This window comes from Pseudomonas faucium (assembly GCF_021602585.1).
Taxonomy (GTDB): domain Bacteria; phylum Pseudomonadota; class Gammaproteobacteria; order Pseudomonadales; family Pseudomonadaceae; genus Aquipseudomonas; species Aquipseudomonas faucium.
In genome coordinates, this window is sequence record NZ_BQIP01000006.1 from 44,034 (window position 1) to 57,578 (window position 13,545).

Genomic DNA, 13,545 nt, shown 5'->3' on the forward strand with positions numbered 1-13,545 from the left:
GCCGGTACAGAACGGCAGTATGCCCTGCGCAGGCGACGCTTTGCATGTGAATCATTGTAATGCCGGTGGGCTACCAGCCTTCAGTGCACCTGCTGCTGACGCAGGCCATCGAGCACGGCCTCCAGCGCCCGTTCGAACAGCAGCCCGTCATCCAGCAGGCGCACTTCACCCAGGCGCAGGGCCTGGGCCAGGCCGGCGCTATTCCATTCGCGCACCTTCATGCCGGTGCGGTTGGCGAATACCAGGCGGTCGCTGCTGTCGATGCGGGCCACCAGCTTGCAGCGCAGCGGCTCGTCATCATCCAGCACCTCGACCCAGGCGCCGATACGCAGGCGCCGCACCATGCGCGATTGCGCGGCCTGTTCGTCGAGCGGGCGCAGCGGTGCACAGGCCGGCTCCTCGGCGATGGCCAGGACGATTTCCTCGGCCACCCGCACCTCTGCCAATGCAGGCTCGGCATCGCCCGCCGGCCAGGGCGAAGGCGTGCACGCACGCAGGTGCAGTTGCTCCAGTTGCAGGAAGAATTCGCGCGTGGCCGCCGAATCCAGCGCCACCCCGGCCAGGCCTTCGCGCAGCGCCTTGAGCAGGCCGGGCACCTGTTGCAGCAGGGCCTGGGGCTCGGGGTGCGGGGTGATGCTGGCGAGCAGCGTATCCATGGTCGCCAGGGCGTTGCGCCACTCCTGGGAGGCTTCGCCCTGCTTGAGCAGGGCCAGCAGCAACACCTGGCTCCAGGCCTGCACCAGCATCTGCACTACCGCCTGGGGCAGCACACGCCCGTGCAGGCGCTGGTTGAGCGCCTGCTGCACCTGCTGGCGGGCCTGCAAGGTGCGGGCGCGGCCCTCTTCGGCATCGCGGGTGCGTTGCTCGAGCAGTTCGTTGCGCCGGCGCTCGTCGTGGCTGAAGGCGAGGAAGTCTTCCAGCAGCTCGGCGAACAATGCCGGGGCTTGCGAGCCGTCATCGAGCAGGCGCTGGACGATGCGCTCGACGCGCACGTGCAGGCTGTCGCGCAGGCCTTCGCCAGCGGTGTCCCAGCCGATCGCCACGGCGGCGATCTCGTTGAGCAGGCGCCGCGCCGGGTGGCTGGCGCGGCTGAACAGGCCGTGGTCGACCAGCGCCACCTTGAGCAGCGGAATGTGCAGGCGCGCGAGCAGCGTGCGCAGGCTCTGCGGCAGGTTGTCGTCGGCCTGGATGTACTCGAACAGCAGGCCGACCAGGTTGATCATGTCTTCATCGGCGCCAGCGATGCGCCGGCGCGTGCCGCTGCGCACGCTGACCCGCAGCAGCAACTGCTCGAGCTGCTGGCCCAGCTCGAAATCATCCTCTTCGAGCGTGGCAGGCACGTAGCGCTGCAGGTGCGAGAGCAGGCGCAGGAGGTCGGCGGTATTGATCGGCTGGGCGCTGGCATGGGCTTGCAGGCGCGGCGCGATGCGCCCGCGTGTCGGCGCCAGGAGCACCTGCATCGAGGCGATGAAGGCCTGCCCGGCGCTATCTGCCCCAATGGCCTCGTCGGCCGGCAGATTGTCGGCGATGCGCCGCGTGCCCAGGCGGCGGTCGTCGGCACGCCGGCGCGGCGCCGGCTTGAGTTCGGGCAGCACGCCGGCGGCGGCCAGCAACTGGTTGGCCTCGCCATACAGCACGTCGATGTCGCGCAGCACATAACGCTCGAACAGCTTGAGCAGGATCAGCTTGACCCGCAGGCCAACGCCCAGGTTGCGCCCGGCATCGAGAAAGTAGCCGCACAGCGCGGCAGGCCCCAGCGGGTTGCGGCGCTCGCCGAAGGGCCGCTCGAGCAGGCTCTGCAAGCGCAGGCCCAGTTGCTCGAGGGCCAGCCCGTCACGCGACAGCACGCGCGCGACCATGCCTTCGACGGCCGCTTCACGTTCGCGTTGCGCCTTGTTGCCCAGGCTGTCGGCTTCGCCCAGCGGGTCGGCCTGGCCGATACGTGCGAAGGTGTCGTAGAAGGTGTCGAGAAAGCCGCGCTCGATGCTCTTGCGCTTCAGGCGCAGGTCGCGCATGGCTTCGAAGTAGAGGTTCTGGTCGTAGCGGTCGAGCGCCTTGTCGGCCATCTCGAAGAGGGTGTCGTCGGCGTTGTCGAACAAGGCTTGCAGGCCCTGGCGCAATTGCAGGGCAGCCTTGTCGCGCACCTGCAGGAGCAGCACCGGAAGGCAAGGCAGAGGCGTGCGTGCCCCTCGATCGATGGCGGCCGCCAAGGGCACCACCTTGCCTTCTTTCTGCATCCCGAACTCCTTGCTGGGTAATGTGCGATGGGGCGAAGCATCGTCAAAGCTATGACGCCAAATAGTAGGCGCCATTATCGGTAAAAAAGCTGACAGCTGCCAGCACCACTTGGTAGGCGGGGTTAAAGACCTGCATTTGCCGCAAATGCTCAGACGGCCTGACCAAAGGTCAGTGGCAAGGCCGCTGTACACGCCGGCCCCCTGCCCTATAATCGCCGGCATCTTGCTTGTGGAGCCGACCATGCCGAACCTACGCCTTGCCGACCTGACCGCCGAGATCGAAGCCAACGTGCGCCGCGCGCTGCTGGAGGACATTGGCAGTGGCGACATCACCGCGCAGCTGATCCCCGCCGAGCGCCTGGCCAAGGCCAGCATCATTACCCGCGAAGACTGCGTGATTGCCGGCACTGCCTGGGTCGATGCGGTGTTCCGCCAACTCGACCCGCGGGTGGCGGTGCATTGGCAGGTGGCCGACGGCGACCGTGCCCGCGCCAACCAGGCGCTGTTCCACCTCGAAGGGCCGGCCCGCTCGCTGCTCAGCGGCGAGCGCAGTGCGCTGAACTTCCTGCAGATGTTGTCGGGCGTGGCCACCCGGGCGCGGTTTCTAGCCGACATGGTGGACGGCACCCAGGTGCGCCTGCTCGACACCCGCAAGACCCTGCCGGGCCTGCGCCTGGCGCAGAAGTACGCAGTCACCTGCGGCGGTTGCGACAACCACCGCATCGGCCTGTTCGATGCCTTCCTGATCAAGGAAAACCACATCGCCGCCAGCGGTGGCGTGGCCGAGGCCGTGACCGCAGCGCACCGCATCGCGCCGGGCAAGCCGGTGGAAATCGAGGTGGAAAGCCTGGACGAACTGCGCCAGGCGCTGGCTGCCGGGGCCGACATCATCATGCTCGATGAGCTGAGCCTGGATGAAATGCGCGAGGCAGTGCGCATCACGGCGGGCAAGGCCAAGCTCGAAGCCAGTGGCGGGGTGACCGAGAGCACCCTGCGGGTGATTGCCGAGACCGGAGTGGACTACATCTCCATCGGTGCCATGACCAAGGATGTGAAAGCAGTGGACCTGTCGATGCGCTTGAGCCTTTGAACGGGCACGGCATAATCCACGCATGAAAAAACCGGCCAGAGGGCCGGTTTTTTCATGGGGCTTGGATCAGAACGAGGCGTTGGCCAGGCCGTCCAGGTAGCGCTCCACATCCAGCGCCGCCATGCAGCCGGCGCCTGCCGAGGTGATCGCCTGGCGGTAAACGTGGTCAGCCACGTCGCCTGCGGCGAACACGCCTTCGACGTTGGTGGCGGTGGCGTTGCCTTCACGGCCGCCGTTGACCACCAGGTAGCCGTCCTTCAGGGTCAGCTGGCCTTCGAACAGCGAGGTGTTCGGGGTGTGGCCGATGGCGATGAACACGCCGTCGACCTTGATTTCGTCGCTGCTGCCGTCGTTGTTTTTCAGGCGCGCACCGGTCACGCCCATGTTGTCACCCAGCACTTCGTCCAGGGTGGCGTTGAGCTTGAGCTCGATCTTGCCTTCGGCCACACGGGCGTGCAGCTTGTCGACCAGGATCTTCTCGGCGCGGAAGCTGTCGCGGCGGTGCACCAGGGTCACTTTGCTGGCGATGTTGGCCAGGTACAGCGCCTCTTCCACGGCAGTGTTGCCGCCGCCGATCACGGCCACCGGCTTGTTGCGGTAGAAGAAGCCGTCGCAGGTGGCGCAGGCGGAAACGCCCTTGCCCATGAACGCTTCTTCCGACGGCAGGCCCAGGTAGCGGGCGCTGGCGCCGGTGGCGATGATCAGCGCGTCGCAGGTGTAGCTGCCGCTGTCACCCTGCAGGGTGTAGGGCTTGTTGGCCAGGTCGACGGCGTTAATGTGGTCGAAGACGATCTCGGTCTCGAAACGCTCGGCGTGTTCCTGCATGCGCTGCATCAGTGCCGGGCCGGTCAGGCCATGGGGGTCGCCCGGCCAGTTGTCGACTTCGGTGGTGGTGGTCAGCTGGCCGCCCGCCTGCATGCCGGTGATCAGCAGCGGCTTGAGGTTGGCGCGGGCAGCATAGACCGCGGCGCTGTAACCGGCAGGGCCGGAACCGAGGATGATGACGCGCGAATGACGTACTTCAGACATGTCGAACTCCTGTCGAGCGGGCCGCAGAGGCCGGCATCGGGATACCGGGTGCGCCAGCAGGAAATTTAAAAAGGACCCACGCAGCACTTGGGGAAGGCTACAACGCGCAGGCCCAGAAAGCGGAAAGTTGAGCGCACTGTAGCGAGGTGGCAGAGATTAAGGAAATATCCTTCGACAATCCACCTCATAGGCATCCTCTATACACGGATTTCATCAGGGTAAAACTGCTCTATGGCATTTGTTACAGGTGGTTTCTTCATGATCACCTGCCTTTCGTCGGCGCGGCAAACTCGGTAAGGTCAGCGCGTTTTCCCTTCTGTTCGGAGCGTGTCGATGCAAGCCCCTGTCCTCTCTGGCCCCCAGTACCTGCGCGAAGGCCTGAAACTGGTGCTCAGCCCCGGTCTGCGGTTGTTCGTGCTGCTGCCGCTGGCGATCAACCTGCTGCTGTTCGGCGGCCTGGTGTACTTCGCCGGGCACCAGTTCAGCCTGTGGCTCGACGCCCTGATGCCGACCCTGCCCAGCTGGCTGAGCTTTCTCAGCTATATCCTCTGGCCGCTGTTCGTCGCCTTGCTGGTGCTGATGGTGTTCTTCACTTTCACCCTGGTGGCCAACGTCATCGCCGCGCCGTTCAACGGCTTTTTGGCGGAAAAGGTCGAGGTGGTGGTGCGTGGCCAGGACAACTTCCCGGCCTTCAGCTGGGCTGAACTGGCAGCCATGGTGCCGCGCACCCTCAGCCGCGAGATGCGCAAGCTCGGCTACTTCCTGCCACGGGCCATCGGCCTGTTCATCCTGTCGTTCATCCCGGTGGTCAATGTGATCGCCGCGCCGCTGTGGCTGATGTTCGGGGTGTGGATGATGGCCATCCAGTACATCGACTACCCGGCGGACAACAACAAGATGAGCTGGCAGGACATGCTCGCCTGGCTGCGCAGCAAGCGCTGGCAGAGCTTGGGCTTTGGCGGCATCACCTACCTGGCGCTGATGATTCCGGGGGTGAACGTGCTGATGATGCCGGCAGCGGTCGCCGGGGCTACGTTGTTCTGGGTGCGGGAACGCACGTGATAACTCCGTTTCATTGGGTAGATAGTTACATCACCCAACGCCATGGCGCCGGTTTCAATCGCCTCTGAACGCAATGGAGCGTTCGCCATCAGGAGGTTGCACAGATGATTGAAGACGACGACAAGGTACTTCCAGAAGCAGAAGTTGAAGAGGCAGTTGCAGAGTTGCCAGAAGAACCCGAGGCGGTCAGCGAGCCTGATGAGCCCAAGGGCCCCATTGACCTGCAGGGCCCATTGGCCGCGCTGACGCGCGATGCCCAGGACATGACCCGCGAACAACATGAAGCCTTCGACAAGGTTCAGATCAAAGCCTTCCATGCCCTCGACCAAGCGCTCTCGGAGCGAGGCCTCGGCGGTGCCCAGGCCAATCTGATTCTCGCTGACGATGAACAGTTTCCGGTGGCGATCTACCTGACCTGGGCGCTGATCACGGGGGAGTTGAACAAACCTGAGCCATTCGCCTATCAGGACCAAGACAGCCAGGACGCCAACGAAGACAGCGATGGCGCCTTCTGGAATGCCGTCGAAGCGGCCTTCGAGGCAATGCTGCAAATGCCGCCGATCGCCTGATACGCCCGGGCAAGGTCAGCCTTGATGACCTTGCCCCTCTTCGATGGCCGGTCAGTGATTCAACTGATTGGAAAACTGCCCCACCGCATCCACCACCTTCTTCGCCCCTTCCTGGATCTCGACGATCACCCCACCGGTATCCGCCGCCAGCGCCAGCCCTTGTTCGGCCTGGCGCTTGCTGGTGTCGATGATGTCCACCGCGGCCTGGGCCAGCTGCTCGTTCTGCTGCACCACCTTGGCGATTTCCTCGGTGGCGCTGCTGGTGCGAGACGCCAGCTGGCGCACTTCGTCGGCGACCACGGCAAAGCCACGGCCCTGCTCGCCGGCGCGGGCGGCCTCGATGGCGGCGTTGAGCGCCAGCAGGTTGGTCTGGCCGGCGATGTCGCTGATGGTCTTGATGATCGCGCCAATCACTTTCGACTGCTTGTCCAGCGCCTGGATGCCTTCGGCGGCGTCCTGCATCGAACCTTCCAGGCCGCGCATCACTTCGACGGTCTGGGTCACCACATCGGTGGCCTTGCGCGCGCTGTCGTCGGTTTCCAGCGAGGTGGTGTAGGCGATGTCGGCCGCCTGGGCCACGGCCTGTTCCTGGTTGACCTGGTCGGTGATGACGGTGGCGAACTTGACCACCTTGTACAGCACGTCATGGGCATCGAAGATCGGGTTGTAGGACGCTTCCAGCCACACCGTGCGGCCATGGGCATCGACGCGCTTGAAACGGTCGGCCACGTACTCGCCGCGGCGCAGCTTGTCCCAGAACGCCTGGTAGGCCATCGAATTGGCTTCTTCCGGTTCGCAGAATAGGCGGTGGTGCTTGCCGCGCACCTGCTCCAGGCTGTAGCCCACCGACTGCAGGAAGCGCTCGTTGGCAGTCAGCACCTGGCCTTCGAGGTTGAACTCGATCACCGCGGTGGAGCGCATCAGCGCCTTGATCAGGCTCTCGTGCTCGCGCGAGGTTTCGATGGTGCGGGTCAGGTCGCTGGAGTGCATGGAAAAGTGCTTGATGCGCCCGTCACTGGTCTTCACCGGTTGCAGGATCGAGCGCAGCCAGGCCTCTTCGCCATTGCCGCGCAGCAGGCGAAACGCGCCATTGAGGTGCTCGCCACGGGTGATGGCGCTTTTCATGCGCTGGTAGAAGTCGAGCTTCTTCACGTGCGCGGGCACGATGTCTTCGATGTTGCGCCCGATCAGCTGCTCGGCACGGTACAGCATCTCTTTCTCGAAATTGCCGTTGACCTCCTCGATACGCCCCTGCGGATCGAGCTGCAGCACCAGCATTTCGCTGTCCAGGCTGCTCTTGACCTGTTCCACGGACCACAGGTCTTCACGCAGTTGCTGGATTTCTTTCTTGAGCTTGCTGTTGAACATTACCGCTCTCCCGGAGCGCATCACCTGATCGAATGCATCTTCATCGGCTGCCTGGCGGCACTTCTTGAGCGGCTTGAAAGGAAATATTCACACCGCTGAAACTGCCGGAAAGCAGGCGTCATCTGCCCGTCACATGGCTGTCACTTGGGCGCAATGCAGCCGGCGGAAACTTTTTGTCATGAATACACCTGCCCTACGCATCACCCTGGTCAGCGAGACCTTCCCACCCGAGATCAATGGGGTGGCCAATACCCTTGGCCGCCTCAGCGAGGGGCTGCGCCAGCGTGGCCATCACGTGGAGATCGTGCGGCCGCGCCAGGCGGGCGAGGCGCCTGTGGATAACGACCAGCAGCTGCTGCTCTGCCGTGGCTGGGCGCTGCCCGGCTACCCCGGCCTGCAGTGGGGCGAGGTGTCGATGCACAGTTTGCTGCGACGCTGGCGCAAGCAGCGCCCGGATGTGCTGTACATCGCCACCGAAGGCCCGCTGGGGCTCAGCGCGCTGCGCGCAGCAAGGCGCCTGGGGGTGGCGGTGGTCAGCGGTTTCCACACCAACTTCCCACAGTATTCCGGCCAATATGGCCTGGGGCTGCTGGCGCGGCTGCTCACCCACTACTTGCGCTGGTTCCACCGGCGCACCGCCGCCACGCTGGTGCCCAGTGCCAGCCAACGCCTGGAGCTGGAACGGCGCGGCTTCGAGCGCCTGGCCCTGATGGCCCGCGGCGTCGATGCCTGCCTGTTCAGCCCGGCGCGGCGCAGCCAGGCGCTGCGCGAAGCCTGGGGGCTGGGCGCGGATGACATTGCCGTGGTGCATGTCGGGCGGCTGGCTGCGGAGAAGAACCTGGCGCTGCTGCGCCCGTGCCTGGCGGCACTGCAGAAAACTTATCCACAGCAGCGCATGCGCTTGATCGTGGTGGGTGACGGGCCGCAACGCGCGGCCCTCGAGCAGCAACTGCCAGAGGCGATTTTCTGTGGTGTGCAGCGGGGTGAGGCACTGGCTGAGCATTACGCCAGTGGCGACCTGTTCCTGTTCCCGAGCCTGACCGAAACCTTCGGCAACGTGGTGCTCGAAGCCATGGCCTCAGGCCTGGCGGTGGTCGCCTACGACGAAGCCGCCGCCGCCCAGCATATCCGCCATGGCCACAGCGGTGCCCTGGCCATGCCGGGCGACCAGGCCGCCTTCATCGATGCGGCCTGCTGGTTGCTCGAAGAAGGCGAAACCTTGCGCCGGGTGCGCCTGAACGCGCGCCAGCACGCCAGCCGCCAAGGCTGGCCGGCGATCGTCGAGCAGTTCGAAATGCACCTGAGCCATGCCTGCCACGCGTTGCCCACCGGCAACCAGGTGGCAGACCCTGCGCTGGCCATCAAGCCAGGGTCGCCAGCGCCTCGCGGCTGAACGGCAGCACGTCGGCCTCGCGGCCCTGGCGCACCTTCTGCGCCCATTCGGCGTCCACCAGCAAGGCCCGGCCAACGGCCACCAGGTCGAACTCCTCATCGCCCAGTCGGCGCAACAGGCCTTCCAGGCTGGCCGGCTTGGCCACCTTGTCGGTGTCGACCATGAACTGCAGGAACTCGCCATCGAGGCCCACGCTGCCCACGGTGATGGTCGGCTTGCCGGTCAATTGGCGGGTCCAGCCGGCCAGGTTCAATGGCGAACCCTCGAACTCCGGTTCCCAGAAGCGCCGGGTGGAGCAGTGGAAGATATCCACACCCGCGTCGGCCAGCGGCTTGAGGAACGCAGCCAGGTCTTCCGGAGTTTCAACCAGACGGGCGCTGTAGTCCTGCTGCTTCCACTGCGAGAAGCGCAAGATGATCGGGAAGTCCGGCCCTACCGCCGCCCGCACCGCCTGGATCAGCTCGATGGCGAAGCGCGAGCGGCCGGCCAGGTCGCCGCCGTATTCATCGTCGCGGCGGTTGCTGGCCGCCCAGAAGAACTGGTCGATCAGGTAGCCATGGGCGCCGTGGATTTCCACGCCGTCCATGCCGATGGCCTGGGCATCGCGGGCGGCCTGGGCGAAGGCGGCGATCACTTCGCGGATATCGTCGTGGCTCATGCCGTGCACCATGACCTGGCCGTCCTTGACCTTTTCGCTCGGCCCGTAGCCCGGCACGCTGGCGTCCGGCTCAGTGCCCAGGCGGCGCACCGCGCCCACATGCCACAGCTGCGGCACGATGCGCCCGCCTTCGGCATGCACCGCGTCGACCACCTGCTTCCAGCCGGCCAGGGCATCTTCGCCGTGGAAGCGCGGGACATTGGGGTAACCGTTGGCGGCCTTGTGCGCGACCGTGGTGCCTTCGGTGATGATCAGGCCCACGCCGGCAGCGGCGCGGCGGCGGTAGTAATCGACCACGCCTGCGTGGGGCACGCCACCGGGGCAGAAGGTACGGGTCATCGGCGCCATGACGACGCGGGTCGGCAGCTGGAGTGCGCCGAGGGTGAAGGGCTGGAACAGCGGATTGGTGGACATGGGCGCTTCCGTCTGGGGAGGAAATGCGCCTGAGGTTAGGGGCAGCGGGTGGCTGAGCCCAGCATCATTGATTTGAGTGATTCTGCTGTATCGCCGGCAAGCCGGCTCCGTGCGGGAGCCGGCTTGCCGGCGACTGGGGCGCGAAGCGGCCCCGGATGCTCAGCCCAGGGCCTTCTCGATGGCCTGCACCACCGTCGGGTCATCCGGCGCAGTGCGCGGGGCAAAGCGCGCCAGCACCCGCCCATCCTTGCCTACCAGGAACTTCTCGAAGTTCCAGCTGATATCCCCCGGGAATTCCGCCCCCTCGCCTGCCAGCAAGCGGTAAAGCGCATGGCGCTGCGGGCCGTTGACCTCGAGCTTGGCGCCCAGCGGGAAGCTCACCCCGTAATTGAGGCTGCAGAATTCCTGGATGTCCTTTTCGCTGCCAGGCTCCTGGCCGGCGAACTGGTTGCAGGGCAGGCCCAGCACATTGAAGCCCTTGCCCTTGAACTGCTGCTGGAGTTTCTCCAGCGAGGCGTATTGCGGCGTCAGGCCACACTTGGAGGCGACATTGACCACCAGCACCACCTGGCCCTTGAACGGTGCCAGGGGCAGGTCCTGGCCATTCAGCGCCTTCAATGTCAGGTCGTGGAATGCACTCATGTTGAAATCCCCTCTCAGGTTCCCGGTTGCCGCAAGGGCGAATCGCGCCCACTAAAAAGGCGCTCATCCAAGCCGTGCACCTCCCTGGGGGAGGCAAGCCGGCTTGTCCGAGCGCCTGGCGACTTTCTGAGCTTAGCGCAGAAAATCAGTGGTGATGGCCACCTTCGCCATGGATGTGCTTGTGAGCGATTTCTTCTTCGCTGGCATCACGCACGTCGACGACCTTGACCTTGAAGTTCAGGCGCTGGCCAGCCAGTGGGTGGTTGCCGTCAACGGTGACGTCGTCGCCGTCGATGTCGCGGATGGTGACGATCTGCATCTGGCCGTCCGGCGCCGAGGCGTGGAACTGCATGCCGACTTCCAGCTCGTCGACACCTTCGAACAGGCTGCGGTTGAGGGTGCTGACCAGCTCGGCCAGGTATTCGCCGTAAGCCTCTTCCGGCTCGATGGCAACTTCCAGTTCGTCACCGGCTTGCTTGCCTTCCAGCGCCTTTTCCAGGCCCGGGATGATGTTGGCGGCACCGTGCAGGTATACCAGCGGCGCACCGCCGGAGGAGCTGTCAATCACCTCCCCGGCGTCGTTGGTCAGGGTATAGTCGATGGAGACAGCCTTGTTGGCGGCGATCAGCATGGGGTAAGACCTTTTGCATAAGAATGTAGAACGCACAAGTGTAACCAAGGCATCGCCTGATTGCGAACGCACCTCGGACGAGGGGCGACCCACCAGTCGGATCACCGGCTTCCACCAGGACCAAGAGGGCCACTGGGTGGTCGAGCTGTCCTGCGGCCACACCCAGCACCTGCGCCACCAGCCGCCGTGGCAGGCACGCCCGTGGGTGCTCGACCCGGCGCAACGCGCGCAGCGCATCGGCCAGGCTTTCGCCTGTGGCTGGTGTGCACAGGGGGCCGATAGCGCTACCCTTGGCCGTTGATTCCTTGCAACGCTTATTTCGAGAAGCACATGCAGACATTTTTCATCGCGCCGACCGACTTTGGTGTCGGCCTGACCTCCATCAGCCTGGGCCTGGTGCGCACCCTGGAGCGCGCCGGGCTGAAGGTCGGCTTCTTCAAGCCGATTGCCCAGCCGCACCCTGGCGACACCGGCCCGGAGCGCTCCACCGAGCTGGTCGCCCGCACCCACGGCATCAAGCCGCCCATGCCTCTGAGCCTGGCCCAGGTCGAGCGCATGCTCGGCGATGGCCAGCTCGACGAACTGCTCGAAGCGATCATCCGCCTCTACCAGCAAGCCTGCGTCGGCAACGACGTGGTGGTGGTCGAAGGCATGGTGCCCACGCGCCATGCCAGCTATGCGGCGCGGGTCAACCTGCACCTGGCCAAGAGCCTGGATGCCGAGGTGATCCTGGTGTCGGCACCGGAAAACGAAGTGCTCAGCGAGCTGTCCGGGCGCGTCGAGCTGCAGGCCCAGCTGTTCGGTGGCCCGCGTGACCCGAAAGTGCTCGGCGTGATCCTCAACAAGGTGCGCACCGACGAAAGCATGGCCGACTTCGCCACGCGCCTGCGCGAGCATTCGCCGCTGCTGCGCGGCAACGACTTCCGCCTGCTCGGCTGCATCCCCTACCAGCCCGAGCTGAACGCCCCGCGCACCCGCGATGTGGCCGAACTGCTCGGTGCCCAGGTGCTCAATGCCGGCGACTACGAGCAGCGCCGCATGAACAAGATCATCATCTGCGCACGCACCGTGGCCAATACCGTGCCGCTGCTCACCCCAGGCACCCTGGTGGTCACCCCGGGCGATCGCGACGACATCATCCTCGCCGTGAGCCTGGCGGCGATCAACGGCGTGCCGCTGGCCGGCCTGCTGCTGACCAGCGACAGCAAGCCCGATGCGCGCATTCTGGGTTTGTGCCGTGGCGCCCTGCAGGCGGGGCTGCCGATCCTGTCGGTCAGCACCGGCTCTTACGACACCGCCAACCAGCTCAATTCGCTGAACCGGGAAATTCCGGTGGATGACCGCGAGCGCGCCGAGTTCATCACCGATTTCGTCGCCAGCCACCTCGATGCCGCCTGGCTGCACCAGCGTTGCGGCACCCCGCGCGAGCTGCGCCTGTCGCCGGCGGTGTTCCGCTATCAGTTGATCCAGCGCGCCCAACAGGCCAACAAGCGCATCGTCCTGCCCGAAGGGGCCGAGCCTTTGCTGGTGCAGGCTGCGGCGATCTGCCAGGCGCGCGGCATCGCCCGCTGCGTGCTGCTGGCCAAGCCCGAGGAAGTCGAGGCGGTGGCCCGGGCCCAGGGCATCACCCTGCCGGCCGACCTTGAGGTGCTCGACCCGGAGCTGATTCGCGGGCGCTACGTGGAACCGATGGTCGAGTTGCGCAAGAGCAAGAACCTCAACGCGCCCATGGCCGAACAGCAGCTCGAGGACCCGGTGGTGATCGGCACCATGATGCTGGCACTGGATGAGGTCGACGGGCTGGTCTCGGGCCTGGTGCACTCCACCGCCAATACCATTCGCCCTGCCCTGCAGCTGATCAAGACCGCACCGGGCGCCAGCCTGGTGTCGTCGGTGTACTTCATGCTGTTCCCCGAGCAGGTGCTGGTGTACGGCGACTGCGTGATGAACCCGCACCCCAGTGCCGACGAGCTGGCGGAAATCGCCCGGCAGAGCGCCGAATCGGCACTTGCCTTCGGCATCGCGCCGCGGGTGGCGATGATCAGTTACTCAAGCGACTCGGCAAGCGACGAGGAAGTGGAGAAGGTGCGCGAAGCCACGCGCCTGGCGCAAACCACGGACCAGGGCCTGCTGATCGACGGGCCGCTGCAGTACGACGCTGCCGCCAACCCGGACATTGCCCGCCAGCTGGCGCCGCAAAGCCCGGTAGCCGGGCGTGCGACGGTGTTCGTGTTCCCCGACCTGAATACCGGCAACACCACCCACAAGGCAGTGCAGCGCAGCACCGACGGGGTCAGCCTGGGGCCGATGCTGCAAGGCTTGCGCAAGCCGGTGAACGACTTGCCCCGAGGGGCGCAGGTGGACGATATCGTGCATACCATCGCCCTGACCGCGATTCAGGCCAGCACCCGGCAGTAAAAGCAATGGGGCCGCGATGCGGCCCCATTGGGTT

The 13,545-nt window shown here is 65.5% G+C and carries 12 protein-coding genes and 1 pseudogene; 6 read left to right on the top strand and 7 right to left on the bottom strand.

The window, feature by feature from the left end; all coding sequences use genetic code 11:
- Positions 1-80: 80 nt before the first annotated feature.
- Positions 81-2,237 carry a DUF1631 domain-containing protein gene (locus L6D75_RS09140; RefSeq protein WP_176516854.1) on the bottom strand — a complete coding sequence of 719 codons (2,157 nt, stop codon included), beginning with the start codon at positions 2,235-2,237 and terminating at the stop codon, positions 81-83.
- A 241-nt stretch (positions 2,238-2,478) separates the two neighbouring features.
- On the opposite strand from L6D75_RS09140, the gene nadC reads away from it, so the two are divergent.
- Positions 2,479-3,327, top strand: coding sequence for a carboxylating nicotinate-nucleotide diphosphorylase (gene nadC, locus L6D75_RS09145; protein ID WP_176516852.1), 849 nt, complete (start codon positions 2,479-2,481; stop codon positions 3,325-3,327).
- A 66-nt stretch (positions 3,328-3,393) separates the two neighbouring features.
- Here nadC and trxB read toward each other — a convergent pair whose 3' ends face one another.
- Positions 3,394-4,356, bottom strand: a complete 963-nt coding sequence (gene trxB / locus L6D75_RS09150) for a thioredoxin-disulfide reductase (protein ID WP_176516850.1) — start codon at positions 4,354-4,356, stop codon at positions 3,394-3,396.
- A 333-nt stretch (positions 4,357-4,689) separates the two neighbouring features.
- Here trxB and cysZ point away from each other — a divergent pair, with 333 nt between their 5' ends.
- Both cysZ and L6D75_RS09160 read left to right on the top strand, forming a co-directional pair.
- On the top strand, positions 4,690-5,418 hold the full coding sequence (gene cysZ, locus L6D75_RS09155) for a sulfate transporter CysZ (protein ID WP_176516847.1): 729 nt from the start codon (positions 4,690-4,692) through the stop codon (positions 5,416-5,418).
- Between the two features lie 104 nt (positions 5,419-5,522).
- The gene (locus L6D75_RS09160; RefSeq protein ID WP_176516845.1) at positions 5,523-5,987 is read left to right on the top strand and encodes a hypothetical protein; all 465 of its coding nucleotides are present in this window, start codon (positions 5,523-5,525) and stop codon (positions 5,985-5,987) included.
- Positions 5,988-6,038: 51 nt separating this feature from the next.
- Here L6D75_RS09160 and L6D75_RS27605 read toward each other — a convergent pair whose 3' ends face one another.
- Complete coding sequence (locus tag L6D75_RS27605; RefSeq protein WP_445009185.1) at positions 6,039-6,470, bottom strand: methyl-accepting chemotaxis protein; 432 nt, start codon at positions 6,468-6,470, stop codon at positions 6,039-6,041.
- A 156-nt stretch (positions 6,471-6,626) separates the two neighbouring features.
- Positions 6,627-7,376: pseudogene (locus tag L6D75_RS27610) on the bottom strand (PAS domain-containing protein); the annotation flags it as partial.
- A gap of 157 nt (positions 7,377-7,533) precedes the next feature.
- Between L6D75_RS27610 and L6D75_RS09175 the strand changes: the two are divergent.
- Positions 7,534-8,748 (top strand): glycosyltransferase family 4 protein, encoded by a 1,215-nt coding sequence (locus tag L6D75_RS09175; RefSeq protein WP_176516841.1) that lies wholly within the window; start codon positions 7,534-7,536, stop codon positions 8,746-8,748.
- On the opposite strand, the gene L6D75_RS09180 is transcribed toward L6D75_RS09175, so the two are convergent.
- The 3 genes from L6D75_RS09180 to L6D75_RS09190 form a co-directional block, all read right to left on the bottom strand.
- A complete protein-coding gene (locus tag L6D75_RS09180; RefSeq protein WP_176516839.1) occupies positions 8,717-9,820 on the bottom strand; it encodes an NADH:flavin oxidoreductase in 1,104 nt (367 codons plus the stop codon). The two genes, L6D75_RS09175 and L6D75_RS09180, sit on opposite strands and share 32 nt — an antisense overlap.
- Positions 9,821-9,979: 159 nt before the next feature.
- Positions 9,980-10,462, bottom strand: coding sequence for a glutathione peroxidase (locus L6D75_RS09185; RefSeq protein WP_176516837.1), 483 nt, complete (start codon positions 10,460-10,462; stop codon positions 9,980-9,982).
- A gap of 145 nt (positions 10,463-10,607) precedes the next feature.
- Positions 10,608-11,093 (bottom strand): FKBP-type peptidyl-prolyl cis-trans isomerase, encoded by a 486-nt coding sequence (locus L6D75_RS09190; protein ID WP_176516835.1) that lies wholly within the window; start codon positions 11,091-11,093, stop codon positions 10,608-10,610.
- 13 nt (positions 11,094-11,106) lie between these two features.
- Here L6D75_RS09190 and L6D75_RS09195 point away from each other — a divergent pair, with 13 nt between their 5' ends.
- Both L6D75_RS09195 and pta read left to right on the top strand, forming a co-directional pair.
- A complete protein-coding gene (locus L6D75_RS09195) occupies positions 11,107-11,394 on the top strand; it encodes a DUF3565 domain-containing protein (RefSeq protein ID WP_236193512.1) in 288 nt (95 codons plus the stop codon).
- 29 nt (positions 11,395-11,423) lie between these two features.
- Complete coding sequence (gene pta, locus L6D75_RS09200; protein WP_176516833.1) at positions 11,424-13,511, top strand: phosphate acetyltransferase; 2,088 nt, start codon at positions 11,424-11,426, stop codon at positions 13,509-13,511.
- The last annotated feature ends 34 nt before the right edge of the window (positions 13,512-13,545 follow it).